This window comes from Nocardioides sp. NPDC057577, from assembly GCF_042801335.1.
Classification (GTDB): Bacteria; Actinomycetota; Actinomycetes; order Propionibacteriales; family Nocardioidaceae; genus Nocardioides.
The window spans coordinates 25,523-48,385 of sequence record NZ_JBHVGB010000027.1 but is presented as its reverse complement, the minus strand read 5'-3'; the positions used below and the strand labels follow the sequence as shown (position 1 = coordinate 48,385).

Annotated in this window: 17 protein-coding genes and 1 pseudogene; 8 read left to right on the top strand and 10 right to left on the bottom strand. The window is 69.2% G+C overall.

The window, feature by feature from the left end:
• Positions 1-57: 57 nt before the first annotated feature.
• From ACFU7D_RS08465 to ACFU7D_RS08440, 6 genes are all read right to left on the bottom strand, one after another.
• The gene (locus ACFU7D_RS08465) at positions 58-1,329 is read right to left on the bottom strand and encodes a YeeE/YedE family protein (RefSeq protein WP_378865707.1); all 1,272 of its coding nucleotides are present in this window, start codon (positions 1,327-1,329) and stop codon (positions 58-60) included.
• Between the two features lie 39 nt (positions 1,330-1,368).
• The gene (locus ACFU7D_RS08460) at positions 1,369-2,610 is read right to left on the bottom strand and encodes a hypothetical protein (RefSeq protein WP_378865704.1); all 1,242 of its coding nucleotides are present in this window, start codon (positions 2,608-2,610) and stop codon (positions 1,369-1,371) included.
• Positions 2,607-4,046: a hypothetical protein gene (locus ACFU7D_RS08455; RefSeq protein ID WP_378865701.1), complete on the bottom strand. Its 1,440-nt coding sequence runs from the start codon at positions 4,044-4,046 to the stop codon at positions 2,607-2,609. The genes ACFU7D_RS08460 and ACFU7D_RS08455 overlap by 4 nt, the downstream gene beginning before the upstream one ends.
• A gap of 203 nt (positions 4,047-4,249) precedes the next feature.
• Positions 4,250-4,573 carry a hypothetical protein gene (locus ACFU7D_RS08450; protein ID WP_378865698.1) on the bottom strand — a complete coding sequence of 108 codons (324 nt, stop codon included), beginning with the start codon at positions 4,571-4,573 and terminating at the stop codon, positions 4,250-4,252.
• Positions 4,574-4,722: 149 nt separating this feature from the next.
• Positions 4,723-6,102, bottom strand: a complete 1,380-nt coding sequence (locus ACFU7D_RS08445; protein ID WP_378865695.1) for an NAD(P)/FAD-dependent oxidoreductase — start codon at positions 6,100-6,102, stop codon at positions 4,723-4,725.
• Entirely contained in the window at positions 6,099-6,572 is a 474-nt protein-coding gene (locus tag ACFU7D_RS08440; RefSeq protein WP_008363265.1) for an Lrp/AsnC family transcriptional regulator, read from the bottom strand. Before ACFU7D_RS08440 ends, ACFU7D_RS08445 begins: the two co-directional genes overlap by 4 nt.
• A 124-nt stretch (positions 6,573-6,696) precedes the next feature.
• On the opposite strand from ACFU7D_RS08440, the gene ACFU7D_RS08435 reads away from it, so the two are divergent.
• Together ACFU7D_RS08435 and ACFU7D_RS08430 are read left to right on the top strand one after the other, a co-directional pair.
• Positions 6,697-8,085 carry an NAD(P)/FAD-dependent oxidoreductase gene (locus ACFU7D_RS08435; RefSeq protein WP_378865692.1) on the top strand — a complete coding sequence of 463 codons (1,389 nt, stop codon included), beginning with the start codon at positions 6,697-6,699 and terminating at the stop codon, positions 8,083-8,085.
• Positions 8,086-8,669: 584 nt separating this feature from the next.
• Positions 8,670-9,839: pseudogene (locus ACFU7D_RS08430) on the top strand (IS110 family transposase); the annotation flags it as partial.
• 484 nt (positions 9,840-10,323) lie between these two features.
• On the opposite strand, the gene ACFU7D_RS08425 reads toward ACFU7D_RS08430, so the two are convergent.
• Both ACFU7D_RS08425 and ACFU7D_RS08420 read right to left on the bottom strand, forming a co-directional pair.
• Positions 10,324-11,586, bottom strand: coding sequence for a DUF222 domain-containing protein (locus ACFU7D_RS08425; RefSeq protein WP_378865689.1), 1,263 nt, complete (start codon positions 11,584-11,586; stop codon positions 10,324-10,326).
• Between the two features lie 521 nt (positions 11,587-12,107).
• Complete coding sequence (locus ACFU7D_RS08420) at positions 12,108-12,284, bottom strand: hypothetical protein (RefSeq protein WP_378727869.1); 177 nt, start codon at positions 12,282-12,284, stop codon at positions 12,108-12,110.
• An 18-nt stretch (positions 12,285-12,302) separates the two neighbouring features.
• On the opposite strand from ACFU7D_RS08420, the gene ACFU7D_RS08415 reads away from it, so the two are divergent.
• Entirely contained in the window at positions 12,303-12,917 is a 615-nt protein-coding gene (locus ACFU7D_RS08415; protein WP_378865686.1) for a hypothetical protein, read from the top strand.
• Here the strand turns inward: ACFU7D_RS08415 and ACFU7D_RS08410 are convergent.
• Positions 12,888-13,532 (bottom strand): TetR/AcrR family transcriptional regulator, encoded by a 645-nt coding sequence (locus ACFU7D_RS08410; RefSeq protein ID WP_378865683.1) that lies wholly within the window; start codon positions 13,530-13,532, stop codon positions 12,888-12,890. The genes ACFU7D_RS08415 and ACFU7D_RS08410 overlap by 30 nt on opposite strands.
• An 81-nt stretch (positions 13,533-13,613) precedes the next feature.
• Here ACFU7D_RS08410 and ACFU7D_RS08405 point away from each other — a divergent pair, with 81 nt between their 5' ends.
• Positions 13,614-15,026, top strand: coding sequence for an amidase (locus ACFU7D_RS08405; RefSeq protein WP_378865680.1), 1,413 nt, complete (start codon positions 13,614-13,616; stop codon positions 15,024-15,026).
• A 17-nt stretch (positions 15,027-15,043) separates the two neighbouring features.
• Here the strand turns inward: ACFU7D_RS08405 and ACFU7D_RS08400 are convergent, their stop codons facing one another.
• Positions 15,044-16,432, bottom strand: coding sequence for an aspartate aminotransferase family protein (locus tag ACFU7D_RS08400; protein WP_378865677.1), 1,389 nt, complete (start codon positions 16,430-16,432; stop codon positions 15,044-15,046).
• A 117-nt stretch (positions 16,433-16,549) separates the two neighbouring features.
• Between ACFU7D_RS08400 and ACFU7D_RS08395 the strand changes: the two genes are divergently transcribed.
• From ACFU7D_RS08395 to ACFU7D_RS08380, 4 genes are all read left to right on the top strand, one after another.
• Complete coding sequence (locus ACFU7D_RS08395) at positions 16,550-17,992, top strand: gamma-aminobutyraldehyde dehydrogenase (RefSeq protein ID WP_378865674.1); 1,443 nt, start codon at positions 16,550-16,552, stop codon at positions 17,990-17,992.
• A gap of 155 nt (positions 17,993-18,147) precedes the next feature.
• Complete coding sequence (locus ACFU7D_RS08390; RefSeq protein WP_378865671.1) at positions 18,148-20,184, top strand: acyltransferase family protein; 2,037 nt, start codon at positions 18,148-18,150, stop codon at positions 20,182-20,184.
• 214 nt (positions 20,185-20,398) lie between these two features.
• Positions 20,399-21,508 (top strand): 1-deoxy-D-xylulose-5-phosphate reductoisomerase, encoded by a 1,110-nt coding sequence (dxr, locus tag ACFU7D_RS08385; protein WP_378865668.1) that lies wholly within the window; start codon positions 20,399-20,401, stop codon positions 21,506-21,508.
• Positions 21,505-22,863, top strand: a complete 1,359-nt coding sequence (locus tag ACFU7D_RS08380; RefSeq protein ID WP_378865665.1) for a M50 family metallopeptidase — start codon at positions 21,505-21,507, stop codon at positions 22,861-22,863. Before dxr ends, ACFU7D_RS08380 begins: the two co-directional genes overlap by 4 nt.

Genomic DNA, 22,863 nt, shown 5'->3' with positions numbered 1-22,863 from the left:
GTCCATGGTGGAGGACCGCGACCGGCGTACGCAACAGGTTTATTCGGACAGATTCGGTCAGCAGGCGGAGTCGGTCGGCTTCGGGTTGGTGAGCCCGAAGAGCGGGCGCAGCGCCAGGCCGCCGAACGTCCCGGCGATCGCGGCCAGACCCCACAGCCAGCCGTGCAGGCTCATCGAGGCGATCCCGGAGAAGTAGGCGCCGATGTTGCAGCCGCCCGCGATCCGGGCGCCGTAGCCCATCAGGATCCCGCCGAGCACCGCACCGACCGCGAGCCTCAGCGGGATCCGGCGGTGCCACAGCCAGGCCCCGGCGGCCGCGGAGGCGAGCAGCGCACCGAGGACGATGCCGAGGTCCATGATCGAGGTCTTCTCGACGAAGATGCCGGCCTGGTACTTGGCCAGGTTGGCGGGGTCCTGCCAGAACGGCCAGGACAGTACGTCGACCCCGACCGCGTCGAGGATCTTGGACCCCCACAGGGCGAAGGCGAAGGTGATGCCCCAGGGGCTCCCGGAGAAGTAGAGGGTCAGCGCGTTGAGCAGGGCCAGCCCGATCGCCCCGACCCACAGCGGCCACGAGCCGCGCAGCGCGCGGGCGAGTCCGGTGGCCACCGGAGCCCGGTCGACCGGCGGCTTCTCCCGGCCGCGTCCCACCAGGTACGTCGCTGCGACCACGAGCCCGATGATGACCAGCGTGGCGGCCCAGCCACCGGCGTACCCGCCGAAGGTGACCGAGAGGTCGACCGGCTCTTGCGCGGGCAGCCCGTTCCACCATGCCAGGGAGAGCGCGCCGAGGACGGAGCCGACGATGAAGCCGCCCAGGGTGATCAGGATCGCGCTCTGCCCGCTGCCGACCGCGAAGAGGGTGCCGGACGCGCAGGCACCGCCGAGCTGCATCCCGACCCCGAAGATGAAGGCGCCGACGAAGAGGCCGAAGCCGATCGGCGCGACAGCCCCGGTCGCCGGGACGCCTTGGTAGGTCCACTGGTTGGCCAGGATCGGGGCGAACAGCGTCACCGCGATCGCCAGCATCAGCATGTGCGCCCGCAGCGAGGTGCCCTGTCGCACCGAGACCAGTTGACGCCAGGCAGAGGTGAACCCGAATCGGCTGTGGAACAGCACGAACCCGAGCGCCACCCCGAGGGTGAACAGGATCGCCGGCAGCGTGCCTTTCTGGAGCAGTACGAACGCACCCAGCGCGACGGTTGCGAGCGCGCCGAGGATGATGACGCGTACCTGCGCCGGCGACTCGGTCTTCGTGGGCGGAGCCTGGCCTATCGACAGGTCGGGGGAGAGGCCACGGCTGGTGCCGAGGCGATCGAGGAGAGACATGGTGGGGACCCTTTCTGAGTAGGCCTAGCTGATGTGGGGCTAGCCGGTGGGGAGGCTGATCCGGGTGACAGTGCCGCCGGGGAACCAGGACACGGTCCTCTCGTGGCTGCTGTGGCCGGGCTCGGCAGGCATGTACGCAGCCCGCGAGGCGGCATAGAAGGCGGACTCCCCACGCGCGTCGGCGCCCTCGCGGGCCCCGCGCCAGGCGAGGTACGCCGACCCGGTCGGTGCCTGCTCGGGGAAGTACTTCGCCAGCGTCTGGCTGTACTGCTGGGCCGCCGAGTCACGGATGTCGAAGTCGAGCGGGATCACCGCGCCGGTGGTCGAGTCGACGACGCCGGGGGCGAGGAGCCAGGGAGCCAGCCAGACCCCGTCCGAGCGCAGCGCCTGCTTCTCGACAGGCAGGCTGGAGACCGCGGCGAGACGCTCCGCGGCCGGCTGCCAGCCGGTGACGACCACGAGGGCGCTGCGTGACCCGGGACGGGCCGAGGGTGCGACCACCCGGACGTGCTCGGCGGCGGCCAGGCGGCGGACGAGCTTCGAGGCGGCCGCCGATCGGGGAGAGGCGTCGGTGGAGAGCGCGACCTCCTCGACCCCTCGGGACGCGAGGGTCGTGACGATGCTGGTCAGCCCGGCACGGTCCGCGTCGCGCAACCCCGCGGCGGGACACGAGGTCGGCGCCTTGCCGCCGGCCAGGACGGCAGCGGTGGCCGCCTGGAGGCACTCGGGACCGTCCGGACCGGCCCACAGTGGGTCCGCGGACCCATCAGCGCCGGTCTCGAGCATCACCGGGACGCGATGCTCGGGTCCGTGCGCGACCAGGACCGTGGGATTGCCGGTGGGCAGGTCGACGACGGCCCAGAGCCCGTCGGCGCCGGGTCGTTTCGTCGGCTCGACCGGCGCGGCGCCGCCGTCGACCTCGACGGTCAGCTCCTCGTCGGCCTTCTCGTGCGCGTGGCCCTCCAGGGGCACTGCGTCGACGCGTACCAGGTTGCGGCCGGGCAGCGCCGGCGCCACGGTCACCGTGAACACCAGACCGTCGTGCTCCGTCCGCTGCACCGACGGGAACCCGGGCCGGCGTTCGCCGCCGAGGATCTGCTGCGGCGTGGCTTCCGCCACCGAGCGGGACCACCGCGACGAGTCGGAGGAGTCACCGGGCGTTCCTGCGTACAGGACATAGCCGATGCCCCCGACGGCGAGCAGGACAGCGAGCACGAGCACGCCCGCCCGGCGGGACCGCAGGATGCGGTCCCGCCAGGAGGTGCTGTCACCGAGCGTCACTTGATGTCCGCGTCCGCGGTGACGAAGAGCATCGAGTGCGGCTTCGCCGGGCCCCAGGCGCCGTGCGGCCACGACCCCCGGTTGAACTCGATGCAGGTGTTGCCGGTGTTCTCGTCCCGGAACTCCTCGTCACGGGTCAGCCTGCCGTCCTCGATGTCGACCAGGCACAGCCGGTGGTCACCGTTGAGACCGGTGCGGGCGACGAAGTAGTTGGAGTACGCCAGCCGCTTCACGTCCGTGGTCTCGTGGTAGTAGCCGTCCGAGCCGAGCTCGAGGTTGTCGAGGGCGCCCCAGTGCGGCCCGCCGGGCGCCTCGAGGGTGTCGACGACTGCCGGGCAGTCGCTCTCGGCGCCACCTTCGTGGCTCTCCTCGAGCGTGTCGATCCGGCAGGCCGGGCTGTCGCCGGAGGCGAGCAGCTTCTGGATGTCCAACGTCAGGATGTACGGCTTGGAGCCCTTGTCGTCGCTGGTGGCGCCTCGGCCGGCGACTGCATGGTAGAGGTACTTGTCGTCCAACGACGTCTGGATCCAAGCGCCGTTGCTGCCGCCGCCGTAGGCGTCGCTGGCCGGGTCGACCTGCTTGTTGGTGATACCGAGGTCGAAGACCTGCTGCCACTTCGGCTCGTCGACGGTGATGTCGGGCGTGTAGTAGATCGCGCCGCCCTGCATCGTCTCCGCGAACGCGCCCTTGTGGCCCGGTCGGTTGGTCACGGTGACCTCCATCGCGGCCCGCGACTCCTCGTGGTGCGCGACCCGGCCCTTGCGGGGTCCGTCGGGCAGGAAGGTCACCGACTTCAGCTTCGGCTTGTCCTGCTCGGAGATGTCCCAGAACCTCACGGTCGGCCGCCGCAGGTAGGAGGAGAGCGGCTGCACCGGGTTGAGGATGATGTTGCGCGGCTCGTTGTAGTCGCTGGTCACGAGTGTGTCGAGGTCCTCGCGGGCCTGGACGCCGTGCGGGTTGGCGCAGGTCGGCAGGGAGAGCAGCGGGATGCTGTCGCACCTCTGCTCGGTCTCGGCCTTCGTGGTGGCGGCCGGCGCCTCGGCGATCGTCTTCCCGTTGGCGTCGAGTCGGACCAGCTCACCCGGCGAGCCTGCGAACCCGTTGCCCACCCGCACCGAGCCGTCGGTGTAGGTGCACGGGCCGGGCACGTCCGGCCCGCCCATGTAGGTGCCGTAGGCCTTGTGGTCCTTGGTCACCCAGTAGGCATCCGGCACCGACCCGCACAGTGTGTCGGTGGGCAGGTTGATCCCCTTGAGCTGCAGCTTCGGGAGCTGCGAGGTGTCCAGGACGTACGTCACGTCGGTGAAGAGGCCGCCGGCGAAGATGTTGTCGCCCTTGTGCCACAGGTACTGCATGTGGTGTGGCTCGTTCTCCACCAGCGGGCCGACGGTCACGGTGTTGACGACCTTGCCGTACGACTTCGCGCCCTTGGTCACGTCGACGACGGCGAAGAAGTCGGGGCCGATGAGGTTCTTCTGTCCGATCAGGTCCAGGCCGATCGACTTCGGCAGGTCGAGCAGCTCGGAGCCGGACTTGTCCAGGATGTTGTTGTCGCCTGCCCAGACGACCAGGTACTCGTGTCGCAGGCCGTCGTCCTCGACGGTGCCGCCGGAGTCGCGCCCGCCCAGGCCGAGGTTGATCAGCGCCTGGTCGACCCCAGCTGCTGGAGCAGGTTCGGCGGCAGCAGGCTGGAGTCGACGTGGTTCTTGATCCAGTAGCTCTTGTCGTCACCGCCCTTGACCGCGTCCTTGTTGGTCAGGATGTCGCTGCCGGTCTCGAGCTGTGTCAACAGCTCGCCGATCCCCTTGTCGCTGGTCACCGGGGCGTCGTCCTCAGCGACCGCGGTCGACGGGGTCAGTGTCAGCACGCCGGCGACGACGGCGAGGGCGGCCGCGGCGGGGATCAGCCTTCGGCGCCGGGGTCTGACGAGATGGGATCTGGTGCTACGGCGTTGCAGGATCACTGCGGTCACCTCCGAGATGAACTTTGAATAAGTCTTTCCTAATAAAACAACTAGAGTTTCCTGGGAAAGACAACAGAGTTACACGGGAGTCTCGAAAGACGACAATGCCGCTCCAGGTATCCCTGGAGCGGCGTCGTGGAACGGGAGGGTCAGTGGCCGCCGACCAGCGGCGAGACGGCCCGGGCGACCAGGGACCCCTTGCCGGTGGCGGACTCCTCGGCGTCGGCCACGGTCATCGCACGCAGTCCGGCGTTGACGCCGAGCCACCGCAACGGCTCGGGCTCCCAACGAGGGGAGACGTGTCCGACCCAGGGGAGTGCGGTGAGATCGGAGTCCTCGCCAAGGACCAGGTCGCGCAGCGTACGGCCGGCCAGGTTGGTGGTCGCGACGCCGTCGCCGACGTAGCCGCCGGCATGCGCGAGCCCGCTGGCCGGGTCGTAGCCGACCGAGGCGTGCCAGTCTCGCGGGATGCCGAGCACGCCGCCCCACCGGTGGGTGACCTGGTGGCCGCGCACGGCCGGGAACATCTCGATCAGGGTCGCCCGCAGGCGGTTGTGGGTGCGCAGGTCGGAGGCGTCGGCGTGGGTGATCCTCGAGCCGAAGGAGTACGGAGCGCCCCGCCCGCCGAAGACCAGCCGGTCGTCCGCGGTGCGCTGCCCGTAGATCAGCAGGTGCCGGCCGTCGGAGAACGTCTCTCGCTCCTCCAGGCCGATGCTCGACCAGACCAGGTCGGAGAGGGGTTCGGTGGCGATGATGAGGGAGCGGACAGGGATGACCTCGCGCTCGAGGCCGGCCAGCGTCGGGGTGTAGCCCTCGGTGGCGCGTACGACGACGTCGGCGGTGACCACGTCACGCGCGGTTCGCACCTGGTGCGGCTCGATCGCGGTGACCCGGGTCTGCTCGTAGATCGTGACGCCGCGGGCCTCGACGGCGCGGGCCAGGCCCCGGGCGAGCTTCGCGGGATGGAGCGCAGCGCAGTCGGGGGTGTAGGTCGCGCCGAGTGTGTTGGTCGCGGCGAGCCGCTTCTCGGCAGCGGCTCGGTCCAGCAGGGAGATCTCGGCGTCTCCGAGATCCCAGGAGCGGGCGTGCTCGACCTCGTCGCGGGCGCGCTCGAGCTGGGCGGCCGTACGGGCCACCACGACCGTGCCGCCCTTGGCGATGTCGGCCTCGATGTCCTCGACCCCGGCGACCCGGATCACCTCGTCGACGGTCGCCCGCATCGCCCGGTCCTGGGCGAGCGCGGCCTCCCTGCTCGAGCCCGCGGCCACCTTGTCGAGCGAGGCAGGGAAGAGGGCCGAGCACCAGCCGCCGTTGCGGCCGGAAGCGCCGAACCCGGCGACCTCGGCCTCGAGGATCGCGATCTTCAGGTCGGGCCTGGCCTCGGCCAGGTAGTAGGCCGTCCACAGTCCGGTGTAGCCGGCGCCCACGATCGCGACGTCGACCTCGATGTCGCCCATCAGCGCCGGCCGCGGCTCCCAGTCATCGCCTGCCGTCGCGTGCCACAGGCTGATCTCGGCGTAACCGCTCACCTGACTCCCCAGGCGTACGTCTGCTTGTGCAGGTGGAGGTACATGAACGTCTCTGTGCTCACCACGCCCTCGATGGCGCGGATCTTGCTGGAGACGAGGTTGAGCAGGGCCTCGTCGCTCTCGGCGACGACCTCCACGAGCAGGTCGTAGGAGCCGGCGGTGATGACGATGTAGTCGACCTCGTCGAGCTTGCCGAGCTCGTCGGCGATCCCTTCGATCGGCCCGGACGTGCGTACGCCGATCATGGCCTGTCGCGCGAAGCCGAGCTCGAGCGGGTCGGTGACCGCGACGACCTGCATGACGCCGCTGTCGACGAGGCGCTGCACGCGCTGGCGCACCGCGGCCTCGCTCAGGCCGACCTCCTTGCCGATCGCGGCATAGCTGCGCCGCCCGTCCTGCTGGAGCTGCTCGATGATCAGCTTGTTGACCTCGTCGAGGTGAGCGCCCCCGTTGCGCTTGCGAGTGGTCATGGCGCCCAGTGAACCTGTTTTCCGGTGTCAGATGCAACGAAATCCGTCGTGTGTAACGAACAATTTCCATGATTCCGCAGATTCTGTGTGGCTCACGGCCTCCGGAGTTGTCATAGTGGGCGTCGTGAACCATGTCTCGCTGACCGATGCGAAGCCCGCCGTCTACTGGCTGGACGACCCGGTGAAGCCGGCGCCGCTGCCGCCTCTGCTCGGGGTGGCATCGGCGGATCTGGTGGTCGTCGGGGGTGGCTACTCGGGTCTGTGGACGGCACTTCTGGCGCGCGTTCGGTTTCCGTCGTGGTCGGTGGTGCTGCTCGAGGCCGGCCAGTGCGGGGACCAGGCATCGGGCCGCAACGGCGGCTTCGCCGAGGCGTCGCTGACCCATGGATTCTGGAACGGCCTGGAGCGTTGGCCCGACGAGCTCGCGACGCTGGACCGGCTCGGTCAGCAGAACCTGGATGAGATGGCCGCGACCATCGAGGAGCACGGCATCGACTGCGACTGGCGGCTGACCGGTGCGCTGAACGTCGCCACCCGCCCGCACGAGGTCGAGGACCTCGCCGAGTGGTCGGCCGCGCTGACCGAGCACGGCATCAAGCACCGGCTGCTGGACGAGACCGCGGTGCGGGACGAGCTCCGCTCGCCGACCTTTCTCGGTGGCCTGGAGGTGCTCGGTGACACGGCCACGGTCGAGCCGGCGCGGCTGGCCTGGGGGCTGCGGCAGGCCTGCCTGGACGCGGGGGTCGTGATCCACGAGGGCTCCGCGGTGACCGGCCTCGCCCGCGACGGCGCGGGGATGCGGGTCTCGACTCTCACCGGGTCGGTGCGGGCTGGACGCGTCGCACTGGCCACCAACGCCTTCCCGCCGCTGCTGCGGCGGCTGAAGATGATGACGGTGCCGGTCTATGACTACGTACTCATGACCGAGCCGCTCTCGCCCTCGCAGCTGGATGCGATCGGCTGGGCCAACCGGCAGGGCGTCAGCGACTCCGCCAACCACTTCCACTACTACCGCCTGACCAGGGACAACCGGATCCTGTGGGGCGGCTACGACGCGATCTACCACTTCGGCTCGAAGATCTCGCCGGAGCTGGAGACCGGCGCCACCCACGACAAGCTGGCCGGACACTTCTTCGAGACCTTCCCGCAGCTCGAGGGGCTGCGTTTCACCCACCGCTGGGCCGGCGTCATCGACACCTGTACCCGCTTCTCGGCATTCTTCGGCAAGGCGTACGCCGGCCGCGTCGCCTACGCCCTCGGCTACACCGGTCTAGGCGTCGGAGCCACCCGCTTCGGCGCTCAGGTGATGCTCGACCTCCTCAGCGGCGAGCAGACGCAACGTACGTCGCTGGAGATGGTGCGCTCCAAGCCGCTTCCGTTCCCGCCCGAGCCGGCGCGTTACGCGGGCATCTCGATGATGGTCCGCTCGCTCGGTAAGGCCGACGCCAACGGTGGTCGTCGGGATCTGTTCCTGCGGACGATGGATCGGTTGGGGCTGGGGTTCGACTCGTAGGTTGGGTTGACTGGGCGGGACGCTGGGTGTTCGTTGCTTCTTGGGCTGGTGGCCGCCGACCCGTTACGGAGGGTGTTCTCGCCGGTTCCCGGAGTAAAGGACGGCCTTCGGCCGCCGGCTTCGCCGGTCACCTGCGGCGATCATCTCGACAAGCTCGATACATCGCCTTGACACCGGGCTCCGCCGAGAATTTTGGCTGGCTATCGGGTCGGCGGCAGGGTTTGGTGCGGATTCCCTGAGGTGGGTATGGGCTTGGGAATTGGCGTCGATGTCCCTGAGGTGGACGGCGGGGTCGCGGGGCTTTTACTAGACGATGACAGGAATGATGAAACAACCCGGGTCACTGTGACCCTGACGATGACTGTCGACCTGCTGGCCTGACCTCAAAGTGGTTCGCCCGGTGCCCCGGGGCCCGTGCGCCGGCCGGACGGACATGACCTAATAAGAGCCTGGCAAGAGTCTCATTCCTGTCCTGTCTGCTCGCCCGACCGGCGTCGACCCACCTGTTCGACGAACGGAAGGCACCACCAGCATGACATCCCTGCCCGCCACCCCGCCAAGCATCTACGGGGGGCGCGGACACCCACGCCGACACCATCCACGTGGCCGCGATCGACAGACTTGGTCACGAGCTCGGCGATCGTGAGTTCCCCACGAGCCCCGCGGGTTACACCGCAGCCCTAGCGTTCTTGGCCACCTTCGGCACGGTCGTGTTGTTCGGGATCGAGGGCACCAGCTCCTACGGCGCCGGCCTGGCGCGCACCGCCACCGCCGCCGGGATCGCCGTGGTCGAGGTCAACCGACCCGACCGCGCCCACCGCCGACGCCGTGGCAAGTCCGACCCGATCGACGCCTACCAAGCCGCCCACGCAGCCGCGTCCGGGCGCGCAACCGCGGCCCCCAAACACGAGACCATCGACGCGATCCGCGCCGTCCACAACACCCGCAACTCCGCGGTCAAGGCCACCACCGCAGCGATGAACCAGATCCACCAACTCCTGGTCACCGCACCCCTCGAGGTCCGCGAACGCTACCGCGATCTGAAGGAGAAAGCGCTGGTCAAAGCCCTCGCCGCGGCTAAGCCACACGCCACGACCACCACCCTGTCCCCGGCCGCCTCTACCGTCCTCGGGGTGCTGCGCACCCTGGCTCGCCGCCACCAGATGCTCACCGCAGAAGCGGACGATTTCCAAGCCCAGCTGCGCGATCTCGTCCAAGCGGTCAACCCCGGCCTGCTGACCGCTCACGGCCTCGGCCCGGTCACCGCCGCCCAACTCCTCATCACCGCCGGCGGCAACCCCGACCGGCTCCGCAACGAGGCAGCCTTCGCCGCCCTGTGCGGCGCCGCACCCGTCCCGGCCTCCTCCGGGAAGACCACCCGCCACCGGCTCTCCCGCGGCGGCGACCGCGCCGCCAACAACGCCCTGCACACCATCGCCCTGGTCCGCCTGTCCAGCGACCCCAGAACCCGCGAGTGGGCCACCCGCCAACGAGCCACCGGCCGCGTCGGCCTCGAACTCCTCCGCGTCCTCAAACGCGCCATCGCCCGCGAGATGTACCGCTACCTCACCCAGCACGTCACCGTGCCCAAGACCACCGACCTACGACCCCTGCGCCAGTCCAAGAACCTCACCCTCACCGCCGCAGCCAACCACCTCGGCGTCTGGCCCGCCGTCATCAGCAACCTCGAACGCGGAAACCGCCGCGACGACAACCTCACCAACGCCTACCGTGAATGGCTCCTCGCCGCTTGACAGGCCATAGGAGCATCACCTTGTGAAGGAGGCGGATTCACAAGGTGTCGCAGCTCGGGGCGGCAGACCCGCGGCTGGCACCAGCGCCGGTTCTGCTGCTGGTGCCTCGAGGCGACTGCTCGAGCAGCGAAGGGTGCGACTTGTTCCCGGGTTTCCCGCGGGTACGGGTAGTCCCACCGTGATGTCGGTTTCCCTGCTCCTGAGCGTGGAGAAGCTGTCGTAGTGCGGTGGCATCAGCAGTGGGGAGCCACCTCCATGACGTAATAGGCGACCAAGCCAGGGCACGGTTCCGCGTCCAGCACAGGTGCGGTCCGGTGATCAGCAGCGGACCGGCGATCGGCACCGGTTCAAGGGCCGGCAACGGTTCGACGACGGTCAGTCCCACCAGGGTCGCGGGAACGAGTCGGCACCGCTCGCCTCGACAGCCGCGGACGCGTGTCGGCGAACACGGGTGGTGGGTCGGTCTGGCTCGGGCATGGCTGTTTCAGGTCCGCCGGGTGAACCTGATCTGTCCGTCCGGGAGTCGCTCATACCTCGAGCCGGCGTCGTGGATGCGGCGATGATCACTCGGGCACAGCAGGACCATGTTGGCCAGGTCGGTCTTGCCACCTTCGGACCAAGGTTTCAGATGATGCGCTTCGGTCCAGGCAGCGGGGGCGTCGCAGTCTTCGGCTTGGCAGCCTTGATCTCGGAGCCGGAGGGCTCGGTGTTGGATCGGGTGGGCCAATCTGGCGGTGCGGCCGAGGTCGAGGACTTCGGAGTTGGTGCCGAGGACGGTGGGGACGAGGTTGGCGTTGCAGGCCAGGCGGCGGGCTTCGGCGGCGGTGATCTGGTCCCCGTCGAACCCGAGGGCGGCGGTGCCGAGGTCGTTGCGGAGGTCCTCGACGCTCATGGTGATGAACATCGTGGTGGCATGACCGCCGTGCCTGGGGAGCAGGTCCACGTCGTAGGTCTCGACCACCCGCGCGAAGGCCTGCCCCAGGAGGCGGTCGTAGGGGGCTTTGCGGCCCTTGTCCTCGGCCGACCACTTCCGGGGCTGAGCCAGCGAGTCCAGCATCGTGCGCAACCGCATCCCGACCGCACGGGAGACCCTCGCGTGGATGTCGATGGTGCCATCACCGTTGTCACGGGAAGAGAAGAACGTACGCCGGGCGGCGTGTTCCTCTTCCCGCTGGAGTGCTTTGGCCTCGGCGGCTTCGAATCGTGCGGGGTCGATCTCGGCTAGGACCCGGCGTCCGGCGATCTTGAGCTCGTTGGCGGTCAACTGGCTGGCGTAGTCCACGAGGAGTTTCTCGGCCAGGGCCAGGTCCTCGCCGCTGGCCGCGGGGTCGGACTCGACGGCATCGAGCGCCTTCGTGATCACCCTCGCCTTGTCCTGGGACACCACACCCTCGGCCAGACCAGCGGCGACCAGGTCGTACTTGGCGAGGCCGGTAGCGAGTTTGATCTGGGAGCGAGCCACTCCCTTGTCGACGAGGAGCTCGGTCCGCAGCCACCCCGACGCGTCCTTGGCGCCGGTCTCTTCGGCGATGTCTCCGGCGGATGCGAGGACCCGCAGTTTCAGTGCGGCTTGTTTGGCGTGGATCTTTTCCAGCTGGGCCAGGCGGTCCTTCTTCTGGCCGGTGCGCCAGTAGGCCGGGTCCCGGGTCAGCAGCTTGTCGAGGGAGGATTCGATGGCGGCCAGTTCGGCGTCGATCGGATCACCAGGGTTGGTGCCCCAGTGGTTGACGTCGTGTTCGAGACTCATCGTGTCCCTCCCTTCAGAGGTGTGTTGTGATGGGTCTGATTCTATGCCTCGAGCGGGATACCTAACCACCTATAGGTGCAGGTCAAGAGCCATTTTCGCGGTGAGCGAACGGCGTCGCTTCTGTGGATGGTAAGTGGCCCGAAGGGCCACCCCTTCCACCCCACAAGCCCCACCCTTCCCGGCAATGAATGCGCTGCGCCACACCCGGGCCGCCGCCCCGATAGCCAGCCAAATCTTTCTCGACGGGCGCCGGTGTCAAGGACCGCGATAGCGGCCGGCGAAGCCGGCGGCCGAAGGCCGTCCTTTACTCCGGGGTCCGGCGAGAAGACCCTCAAAGCGAGGGTCGGCGGCCCACACCAGCCACAAAGAAACGGTCACACGACAGATGGTCTCGACAAGCTCGACCACCGGAGACACGATCCGCCCGCGGCGTACGTCGCCGCAGCTCTCAGACCGACGAAACCAACGCCCGCAGGGCGACCTCGACATCAGCCCAGATCGAGAAGACCACCAACCAGGGGCTAGGCCGCCGGGTGCTGCGCCGCCGCGACCCGCTCACGAAGCTTGGCGTGGATCTCCTCCGGCGTGCGCTGCGTACGCTGGCGGTGGTTGCGCGCGATGATGACACCGGTCGCGGTGACCCCGGCCAGTCCGGCGAGGCCGACGATCTTCCACACGCTTGCACTACCGATACTCATGAGGACCCCCTGCTCGAGATGTCTGACGACACCACTATCTCCCTCGAAGACGCCGTGGACCAGACCCGGACCGGCGATCTGTGGCTCTTCCGCGGCCGTTCGGTCGCCGACCGGGCGATCCGGATGCTCAGCAACGCCCCGGTCAACCATGTCGGGATGGCGGTGGTGCTCGACGACCTGCCGCCGCTGATGTGGCACGCCGAGCTCGGCAAGGGGCTGCTCGATCTTTATACCGGCACCCACCACCGTGGCGTACAGCTCCATGATCTGCGCGCCGCGGTCGAGCAGTGGGCCGGCCGCTACGAGCAGCAGGTGTGGCTGCGCCAGCTGACGGCCGACATCGACCGCCCGAAGGAGGACGCGCTGCTCCGGACGATCGCCCGGCTCGACGGCACGCCGTTCCCGTCGACGGCCGCGCTGGCCGGACGCTGGGCGCGGGGGAGGGTGCGCTCGAAGGCCGGGCTCGAGCAGGTCTTCTGCGCCGAGGTCGTCGCCGCGACGTACCAGGAGATGGGTCTGCTCGACGACGAGCGCCCGACCAACTACTACGACCCGGGTCGCTTCTGGTCCGGCGATCACCTGACCCTGCAGGACCGCGCGGTCCTAGGGAGCGAGGTACGCGTCGTCGGCTGACCCGTGGCCGGCGAGCCGGAGCGCGAGCGTGACCTCGCCGCGCTCGACGAGCGTCCCGATGACGAGGGCACGGAGCCCGCGCAGCAGGGCGTCGGGCTCGACCAGGTCGGGCGCCGCGAGGGCGTGCAGCAGGTAGCCGTGCACGAGGGCGAGCAGGGAGTCGGGGTCGGTCCGGGTCGCGCCCGCCACGGTCGCGGCGCGGTCCGCGACGGCGCGGCCGGCGGTGAGCGCCTCGGCGACCACCGGGCGGAACTGCGGCTCGCGGGCGGCGTGGAGCAACCCCTCGAGAAAGGCGAGCGAGTCGGTCGGGGGTGACATCAGCGCCGCCGCGAACGCCTCGGCCATCGCGTCGGTGCCCGACCCCGTCGCGGCGAGCTCGTCGGCGAGGGTACGCAGCCGGGCGACGTCCTCGGCCACGCCGGTGCGTAGCGCTTCGGCCGCCAGGTCGGTGATGGAGTCGAAGAAGTAGCCGACCGTGGCCAGCGGTAGCCCGGCGCGCTCGGTCACGGCCCGGTGGCTGACCCCGGCCATGCCCTTCTCGGCGGCCACCTCGATCGTGGCCCGGATGAGGGCGTCGCGTCGCTGCCTGGCGCTGTCGCCGTGACGTCGCTTCATGGGCTGAGTGTTTCACGGGCCCGCCACAAAGTCTGGAAGATCTTCTAGACTTTTGGAGGCCGATCCAGAAGGCTGTCCGACATGACCGCACCCGACCGTGTACATGCCTTCACCGACGACGCCCTCGGCGACCACGACGCCGTCGAGCTCGCCCGGCTCGTCCGGGCGGGAGTGCTGAGCGCCGCAGAGGTCGAGGCAGCGGCGATCAACCGGCTACGAGAGGTGGTCCCGGAGTTGCACGCGCTGGCGTACGAGGCCTACGACGCGCCCCGTCGCGCCGACGCCGACACCGGCCTGCTCCACGGCGTGCCGACCCTGCTCAAGGACAACACCGATCTGCTCGGGATGCCGACCAACCATGGCTCGGAGGCGTTCGCCGCACGGGCGGCGTCCCATGACGGGCGCTACACCACGCAGTTCCTCAGCTCAGGGATGACGGTGCTGGGCAAGAGCCGGATGCCGGAGTTCGGGCTCAACGCGACCACGGAGTTCCGCAGCGGCCCGCCGACGCCCAACCCCTGGAACACCGACCACTCCGTCGGGGCTTCGTCGGGCGGGTCCGCGGCTCTGGTCGCAGCCGGAGCGGTGCCTATCGCGCACGCCAACGACGGCGGCGGGTCTATCCGGATCCCCGCCGCGGCCGCCGGACTCGTCGGGCTCAAGCCGAGCAGGGGGAGGCACATCGACGGCGAGACCGCCCGCACCCTGCCGATCAACATGGTCAGCGAGGGGGTGGTGACGCGGACCGTCCGCGACACCGCGACCTTCCATGCCGCGCTCGAGCGGCACTGGCGAAACCCGGCTCTGCCGCCCCTCGGGCTGGTCGAGGGCCCCGCGCGACGGCGGCTCCGCGTCGCGATGATCATGGAGTCGGTGACCGACGCCGTCGTGGACACCCAGACGAAGGCGGCCGTGGAACGCACCGCGACCCTCCTGGAGGAGCAGGGGCACAGCGTCGAGCCGATCCCGATCCCCATCGACGCCCGCTTCGGCGACGACTTCCTCAGCTACTGGGGCCTGCTCGCCTTCCTCGCCGGCAACCTCGGCCGCCTGACCATCGACCGTACGCTCGACACCGGCCGCCTCGACGGCCTCACCGACGGCCTGCGTCGCGCCTTCACCGCCGGCGGCTGGCGCCGCACGCCCGGTGCTCTCGCCCGCCTGCGGCGGGCCGCCGGGGCGTACGCCACGATCTTCGACCACCACGACGTGGTCCTGTGCCCGGTCGTCGCCGGCGTCACCCCGCCGCTGGGGCACCTCTCCCCGAACGTGCCGTTCGACGACCTGGTCGACCGGCTCCGGCGGCACGTCGCGTTCACGCCGCTGCAGAACATCACCGGTGCGCCGGCGATCTCGCTGCCGATGGCGCTCAGCGAGGAGGGACTGCCGATCGGGGTGCAGCTCTCCGCGGCGTACGGGGACGAGCGGACCCTCCTCGAGCTCGCCTACGCCCTCGAGGAGCAGTCGCCGTGGCCGCCCATCCAGGACAACTGAGCCAGCAGTGAGCACCCTCAGAGCATCGTCGAGGCCTTCTCCAGCACCCGGCGCAGGATCTGCTCCATCTCGTCGAACTCGGCCTGACCCACGGTCAGCGGCGGGGAGAGCTGGATGACCGGCTCGCCCCGGTCGTCGGCTCGGCAGTAGAGGCCCTCGGACCACAGCGCCTTGGAGACATACCCGTAGAGGATCCGCTCGCACTCCTCCTCGGTGAAGGTCTCCTTGGTCGCGCGGTCCTTGACCAGTTCGATGCCGTAGAAGTAGCCGGTGCCGCGCACGTCGCCGACGATCGGCAGATCCTTCAGCTTCTCGAGCGTCGCCAGGAACAACCCCTCGTTGCGGCGCACGTTGCCGAGCAGATCCTCGGCCTCGAAGAGGTCGAGGTTGGCCATCGCCACCGCGGTGGAGACGGGGTGACCGCCGAACGTGTAGCCGTGGTAGAAGGTCTCGTCCCCGGAGAGGAACGGCTCCATCAGCCGGTCGGAGATGATCGTGGCGCCCAGCGGCGCATATCCCGAGGTCAGCCCCTTGGCCGAGGTGATGATGTCGGGCACGTAGCCGAACCGCTCCGAGCCGAACATCGTGCCCAGTCGCCCGTAGGCGCAGATGACCTCGTCGGAGACGAGCAGGACGTCGTACGCATCGCAGATCTCCCGCACCCGCTGGAAGTAGCCCGGGGGAGGCGGGAAGCAGCCGCCCGAGTTCTGCACCGGCTCCAGGAAGACCGCGGCGACGGTGTCAGGCCCCTCGGCCCGGATCACGACCTCGATCTGGTCGGCGCACCAGCGTCCGAAAGCCTCCGGGTCGCTCCCGTCCATGAGGCCGCCGGTGATCTCCGAGGCCCGGTAGATGTTGGTGTTCGGCACCCGGAAGGTGCTCGGCACGAGCGGTTCGAACGGGGCCTTGATGTCGGCCAGGCCGGTGATCGACAGCGCCCCGTGGGTGGTGCCGTGGTAGGCGATGTTGCGCCCGATGACCTTGTGCTTGCCCGGCTTTCCCCGCAGCTTGAAGTAGTTCTTGGCGAGCTTCCACGCGGTCTCGACGGCCTCGGAGCCGGAGTTGGTGAAGAAGACCCGGTTCAGGTCGCCGGGGGCGAGCGAGGCCAGCCGCGCGGCGAGCTCGATCGCCGGCTCGTGCGCGTAGGACCACAGCGGGTGGAAGGCCAGTTGCTTCGCCTGCTCCGCGCCTGCGTCGGCGAGCTCCGCGCGCCCGTGGCCGACCTGGGTGACGAAGAGCCCCGCGAGCCCGTCGAGGTAGCGGTTGCCCTCGATGTCGTAGATGTAGGCGCCCTCACCCCTGGCGATGATCGGCACGTCGGTCTTTGCGTAGCTCGAATGCCGCGTGAAGTGCATCCAGAGATGGTCCTTGGCGTCGCGCTGCAGCTGCTCGTAGTTGCCGGTCATGACTCCATGGTCACCCACCGCATCTGGCTTTCGCAAGCGAATCCGTTTCAAAGTGCGATTATCACTTCGGATTCAGTTGTGACATCCCTGTTACAGGAAGGAGTTAGTCTCTAGCGCATGGCTGACCAGACCTTCAGGAACGTGATCGGCGGCGAGCTGTGCGAGGCCGCCGACGCCGCGACGTACGACGTCGTCGACCCCGCCACCGGCGAGGTCTACGCGCAGGCCGCGATGTCGGGGCAGGCCGACGTCGACCAGGCGTACGCCGCCGCAGCAGCGGCCTTCGAGAGCTGGGGTGAGACCACGCCCCAGGAGCGCAGCCTGGCTCTGCTCCGGATCGCCGACGCGATGGAGGCCCGGGCCGAGGAGCTGACCGCGGTGGAGGTCAAGGACACCGGCAAGCCCTATCAGCTGACCCTGGAGGAGGAGCTGCCGCCGACGATCGACCACTTCCGGTTCTTCGCGGGCGCCGCACGGACCCTGGAGGGGAAGAGCGCAGGCGAGTATCTACCGGACCACACCTCCTGGATCCGTCGCGAGCCGATTGGCGTGATCGGGCAGGTCACGCCGTGGAACTACCCGCTCGCGATGATGTCGTGGAAGATCGCCCCGGCCCTGGCCGCCGGCAACACGGTCGTGCTCAAGCCCTCCGACACCACCCCGGCCAGCTCCGCGCTGCTGGCCGAGATCGCCCAGGAGTTCCTGCCGCCGGGTGTCCTCAACCTCGTCACTGGAGACCGCGACACCGGCCGCGCGCTGATCCGGCACAAGACGCCGCAGATGGTCGCCATCACCGGCTCGGTGCGCGCCGGCATGGAGGTCGCCGCCACTGCGGCAGCCGACGTCAAGCGCGTCCACCTCGAGCTCGGCGGCAAGGCGCCGGTGATCGTCTTCGACGACGCGGACATCGACAAGGCGGTCGCCGGCATCGCGGCGGCGGGCTACTTCAACGCCGGCCAGGACTGCACCGCCGCGACCCGGGTGCTGGTGCAGGAGGGCATCCACGACGAGTTCGTCGCGGCTCTCGCCGAGGCGGCCCGCGACACCACCGTCGGTCTCCCCGCCGACAACACCGACGTCGGCGCGCTCAACAACCCCGGTCAGCTCGCCCGCGTCAAGGGCATGGTCGACCGCCTCCCGGACCACGCCACGATCGCCGCCGGAGGTGCACCGGCACGGGTCGAGGGCGGCGAGAACGGCTACTTCTACCAGCCCACGGTCCTGGCCGGGCTCCGCCAGGACGACGAGCAGATCCAGCACGAGATCTTCGGCCCGGTGATCACGGTGCAGCGGTTCGCCGACGAGGCCGAAGCGCTCAGATGTGCCAACGACGTCGACTACGGCCTCGGGTCCAGCGTGTGGACCAAGGACCACGCCACCGCGCTGCGGGTCAGCAAGCGCCTCGACTTCGGCGTCGTCTGGATCAACACCCACATCCCCTACATCTCCGAGATGCCCCACGGCGGCTTCAAGCACTCCGGCTACGGCAAGGACCTATCCGTCTACGGGTTCGAGGACTACACCCGGATCAAGCACGTGATGTCCTACATCGGAGGCTGAGACATCAGTGGGGACAGCAATTCAACAGGTCGGTCGGCGACCCTCGATGTGAGAGCAGACCATGTCCGTGAAAGCATCGAGGGCCGTTTCGCGTACCTCCGCGTCACGGACCCAGCAATGGATAGCAGTCGACCCCCACACGAGGTGCACCCCACATGTCAGCCAAGCAATGGCGGACAGATGTCCAAGGTCTCCGGGCCATTGCCGTAGGCCTGGTCGTCGCTGCCCATGCGGGCATCCCGCACACCGAGGGCGGGTTCGTCGGCGTCGACGTCTTCTTCGTCCTCTCCGGCTTCCTGATCACCACCCTGCTGCTGCGCGAGGCCGACACATCGGGAACGGTCAGCATCCCGCAGTTCTACGCGCGTCGTGCCCGCCGGATCCTGCCGGCAGCCACTCTCGTGATCCTGGTCGTCCTGGCGTACGCCGCCTGGCAGCTGCCCACCACCCGGCTCACGGACGCGGCCGCCGACGGCACCTGGGCGGCGTTCTTCCTGGCCAACGTGCACTTCGCGGCCGAGGGCGTGCAGTACTTCCAGCCCAGCGAGCCCTCGCCGTTCCAGCACTACTGGTCGCTCTCGGTGGAGGAGCAGTTCTACCTGGTCTGGCCGGTGCTCGCCCTCCTGCTCATCCCCAGGCTCGGCCGCAAGGGCTTCACGGTCGTCGCCGCGGTGATCGCCGTCGTGAGCCTGGGGTGGTCGATCCACGCCACCGGCGAGAACCCGACCGCCGCCTACTTCTCCACCCCGGCCCGAGCCTACGAGCTCGCCGCCGGCGCGTTGCTGGCCTGCTGGGGCGGCCGGCTCAAGGGCGCTGCGAGCATCATCGCCGGCCTGGCGGGAGCCGCGGCGATCCTCGCCTCCACCGTCCTGTTCAGCGAGGCCACCCCGTTCCCCGGCTGGCAGGCACTGGTACCCACCCTCGGCACGGTCGCGCTGCTGGCCTCGGGCGCGAACGCCCCGACCGCGCGGCTGCTCGCGATCCGCCCGCTGAGGTACGTCGGCGACATCTCCTACTCCCTCTACCTGTGGCACTGGCCGCTGATCGTGCTGGCCCCTGAGCTCCTGCACCTGGGCAACGCCGCCCTCGAGATGACGGTCGCGGTCGCTGTCGCGGTGATGCTCTCGGCGCTGAGCCACCGCTTCGTCGAGCTCCCGTTTCAGCACAAGCAGGTGCCGGTGCTCTCGCACGGACTGCGCGCGCTGGCCCTGTGGCCGGTCGCGCTCGTGCTGGCGGTCGGCAGCGGCTGGCTGACCACCGGCTATGCCGCCTACGCCGAGAAGGAGCGGGCCGCCGAGGCGCAGGCGTGGTTCGCGGCCCACGAGGTCCCCGACACCGCCGCCGAGACCGGCGGCCCACCGCAGGTTCAGCGCGAACTGCGTGCCGCGCTCGAGATCGCAGACCGTGGTGGTCCGATCCCGCCGGGCGTGCTCGGTGAGGACATCACCGACGATCGGTGGCAGAAGTCCTACGGCGACTGCTACGCCAACTACGGCGACACCCGCGGCGCCGAATGCACCCTCGGCGACACCGATGCGAAGAAGACCGTCGCCGTCGTCGGCGACTCCCATGCCGGCATGTGGCTGACCGCCTTCGACGACCTCGGCAAGGAGAACGGCTTCCGGGTGGTGCCTGTCGTGAAGGTCGGCTGCGCTCCCTACCCGGTCCAGCACCGCGGCAAGAAGATGACCCAGGCCGAGTGCGACGACTTCCGCGACTGGTCCGCGGACCACCTCGAGCGCCTCGACCCCGACACGATCGTCTCGACGGCTCGCGGTCAGCTCTTCATGCCGAAGACGTACGACGGGATGGACCGCGACGAGCAGTGGTCCCGGGCGGTGCGCACCACGGTGAAGGCATACCGGGAGATCTCCCGCAAGGTCGTCGTCCTCGGCGACGTGCCCAAGGTCGACCAGAATCCTGCCGACTGCCTCAGCGACCCCGAGGCCGACCAGCGCTCCTGCCTCAGCGACCAGGACTCGCGCGAGACCAGCAGCAACGAGCTCACCGAGACGGCGCTGGAAGGCACCGAGGCCGCGTACGTCGACACCCAGCGATTCGTGTGTGCCGAAGACCGCTGCCCGCTGGTCGTGGGGGAGAAGGTCACCTACTACGACGACTCGCACCTGACCGAGTCCTGGGTCCGTCACGTCACGCCGCGGCTCGGGGCCATCCTCGATCCGCTGATCTGATGCGAATTTAACTGGGATGCCCGTTTCGGGATTTGCCTTTACGTGCATCTTTGTGGCTTAATTGTGGGCAGACGTTGCAAAACGTTTCATGCACAGCCCTGGACCCGTGGGGGAGTCCGGGGCTGCTGCTATTTCTGACCCTTTCGGGCCGAGGCGTGCCTGACGAGGCCTGGCCGTTTGGCGCCCTCTCAGCCTCTGCTGGGAGGATGGGCAGGTGAACGATCAGCGACCACGCGACGTGGTGATCCTCGGCTCGACCGGGTCCATCGGCACCCAGGCCCTCGACCTGGTGCGGGCCAACCCGGACCGGTTCCGGGTCGTGGGGCTGACCGCGGGTGGGGCCAACAAGGAGCTGTTCGAGGCGCAGGTGGCCGAGTTCGCGCCGAGGTTCTCCGGGTTGGGGGAGGAGGCCTCGGTCGAGGCCGCCGCCCAGCCCGCCGACGTGGTGCTCAACGGGATCACCGGCGCCGTCGGGCTCCGCCCGACGCTGGCCGCACTGGAGGCGGGCAACACGCTCGCCCTGGCCAACAAGGAGTCGCTGATCATCGGGGGCCCACTGGTCAAACGCATCGCGGGCGAGGGGCAGATCGTCCCGGTCGACTCCGAGCACTCCGCGATCGCGCAGTCGCTGCGCGCCGGTCGTGCCGACGAGGTGCGCAAGCTGGTGCTGACCGCCTCCGGCGGCCCGTTCCGTGGCCGCTCCCGCGACGAGCTCGCCGAGGTCACCCCGGCGCAGGCGCTCAAGCACCCCAACTTCGCGATGGGCCGGGTGATCACGACCAACTCGGCCACCCTGGTCAACAAGGGACTCGAGGTCATCGAGGCACACCTGCTCTTCGACGTACCCTTCGACCGGATCGACGTCGTCGTCCACCCGCAGCAGTACATCCACTCGATGGTCGAGTTCACCGACGGCGCGGTGGTGGCCCAGCTCGGGCTGCCGACGATGCTGGTGCCGATCTCGATGGGGATGGCCTGGCCCGAGCGGGTAGCGGACGCCGAGACCCCGATCGACTGGACCAAGGCCGCCGACTGGCGCTTCGAGCCGCTCGACGACATCGCTTTCCCCGCGGTGCGGCTGGCCCGTGAGGCCGGCACCCGCGCCGGCACCCACCCCGCTGTCTACAACGCGGCCAACGAGGTGTGCGTGGACGCCTTCCACGAGGGACGGATCCCGTTCACCGGCATCGTGGACACGATTGCGGAGGTGTTGGCAGCCCACCACGGCGTACGCTCTGAAAGCACCCTCTCGATCGAGGACGTGCTCGCCGCCGACGCCTGGGCGCGCGAAGAGACCACTCGGATCCTGGAGTCCCGTCAATGAGTGTCCTGCTCTACACGCTGGCCGTGATCGGCTTCGTCGTCGCGATCCTGGTCTCGATCGGGCTCCACGAGCTCGGACACATGATCCCGGCGAAGGCGTTCGGCGGGAAGGTGACCCAGTACTTCATCGGCTTCGGGCCGACGGTGTGGTCCAAGCAGGTCGGCGAGACCGAGTACGGCCTCAAGGCGATCCCGCTCGGTGGCTACGTGAAGATCCTCGGGATGCTGCCGCCCGGTGCCGACCAGCTGGGGGAGCGCACCGAGGACGGTGCGCTCAAGGTGCGCAAGTCCAACACCGGCATGTTCACCCAGCTGATCAGCGACGCGCGCTCGGCCGAGTGGGAGCTGATCCGTCCCGAGGACGAGCCGCGGCTCTTCTACAAGATGGCCTGGTGGAAGAAGGTCATCGTGATGGCCGGCGGGCCCACGGTGAACATCGCGATCGCGTTCTTCGTGTTCTGGGGCGTCTTCGGGATCTACGGAGTCCACGAGAACGTCGTCGACGAGGGGCATCCGGTCGTGTCGAGCCTGCAGGAGTGCCTGCTGACCTGGGAGGACCAGGGCCGCGAGTGCCGCGCGAGCGACAAGCCGACCCCCGCCGCCGACGCCGGCCTGAAGCCCGGCGACGAGCTGATCTCGTTCAACGGCACCGAGCTGACCTCGTGGGCCGTGGCCCAGGAGCTGATCCGCGACAACATGGACGGCGACGCCACCATCGTGATCGAGCGCGACGGCGAGCAGATGACGCTGAGCACCCAGACCGTCGTGCAGGAGCGGGTCAAGGATGTCGACGACACCAGTGCTGACCCGGAGACCGCGAAGGTCGGCTTCTTCGGGATGTCTCCCACCTCGCACGTGGTCACGACCAAGGAGGGGCCGGTCTACGCGCTCAAGGAGATGGGTGCGATGGCCGAGAACGCCGTCCACTCGCTGCTGAGGCTGCCGGTCAAGGTCTGGCACGTCGCGCTCGCGATCGTCGGTGTCGAGGAGCGCTCGGCCGACAGTCCGGTCAGCATCGTCGGCGGCGGCCGCATCGCCGGCGAGATCGCCGCCCACGATGGCCTCGACGTCGGCGAGAAGGTCGCCAGCTTCGCGTTCCTGGTCGGTGGCTTCAACCTGTTCATCGGCATCTTCAACTTCGTCCCGCTCCTGCCCCTCGACGGCGGTCACATCGCGACGGCACTGTGGGAGGGCATCCGACGCGCCTTCGCCAAGGTCTTCCGGCGGCCCGACCCGGGACATGCCGACCCGGCGAAGCTGCTGCCGGTGGCGTACGTGGTGGCCTCGGCGCTCCTGGTGATGGGTGTTGTCCTGATCGTCGCCGACCTCGTCGTCCCGCTTCATCTCCAGGCCTGA

Excerpts from the sequence above, each read along its gene's own strand:
- ACFU7D_RS08395 (WP_378865674.1), top strand. The coding sequence starts at position 16,550 with ATGGCTGACCAGACCTTCAGGAACGTGATCGGCGGCGAGCTGTGCGAG.
- ACFU7D_RS08405 (WP_378865680.1), top strand. The coding sequence starts at position 13,614 with ATGACCGCACCCGACCGTGTACATGCCTTCACCGACGACGCCCTCGGC.
- ACFU7D_RS08465 (WP_378865707.1), bottom strand. The coding sequence starts at position 1,329 with ATGTCTCTCCTCGATCGCCTCGGCACCAGCCGTGGCCTCTCCCCCGAC.
- ACFU7D_RS08420 (WP_378727869.1), bottom strand. The coding sequence starts at position 12,284 with ATGAGTATCGGTAGTGCAAGCGTGTGGAAGATCGTCGGCCTCGCCGGA.
- ACFU7D_RS08380 (WP_378865665.1), top strand. The coding sequence starts at position 21,505 with ATGAGTGTCCTGCTCTACACGCTGGCCGTGATCGGCTTCGTCGTCGCG.
- ACFU7D_RS08425 (WP_378865689.1), bottom strand. The coding sequence starts at position 11,586 with ATGAGTCTCGAACACGACGTCAACCACTGGGGCACCAACCCTGGTGAT.
- ACFU7D_RS08390 (WP_378865671.1), top strand. The coding sequence starts at position 18,148 with ATGTCAGCCAAGCAATGGCGGACAGATGTCCAAGGTCTCCGGGCCATT.
- ACFU7D_RS08415 (WP_378865686.1), top strand. The coding sequence starts at position 12,303 with ATGTCTGACGACACCACTATCTCCCTCGAAGACGCCGTGGACCAGACC.
- ACFU7D_RS08400 (WP_378865677.1), bottom strand. The coding sequence starts at position 16,432 with ATGACCGGCAACTACGAGCAGCTGCAGCGCGACGCCAAGGACCATCTC.
- ACFU7D_RS08440 (WP_008363265.1), bottom strand. The coding sequence starts at position 6,572 with ATGACCACTCGCAAGCGCAACGGGGGCGCTCACCTCGACGAGGTCAAC.
- ACFU7D_RS08410 (WP_378865683.1), bottom strand. The coding sequence starts at position 13,532 with ATGAAGCGACGTCACGGCGACAGCGCCAGGCAGCGACGCGACGCCCTC.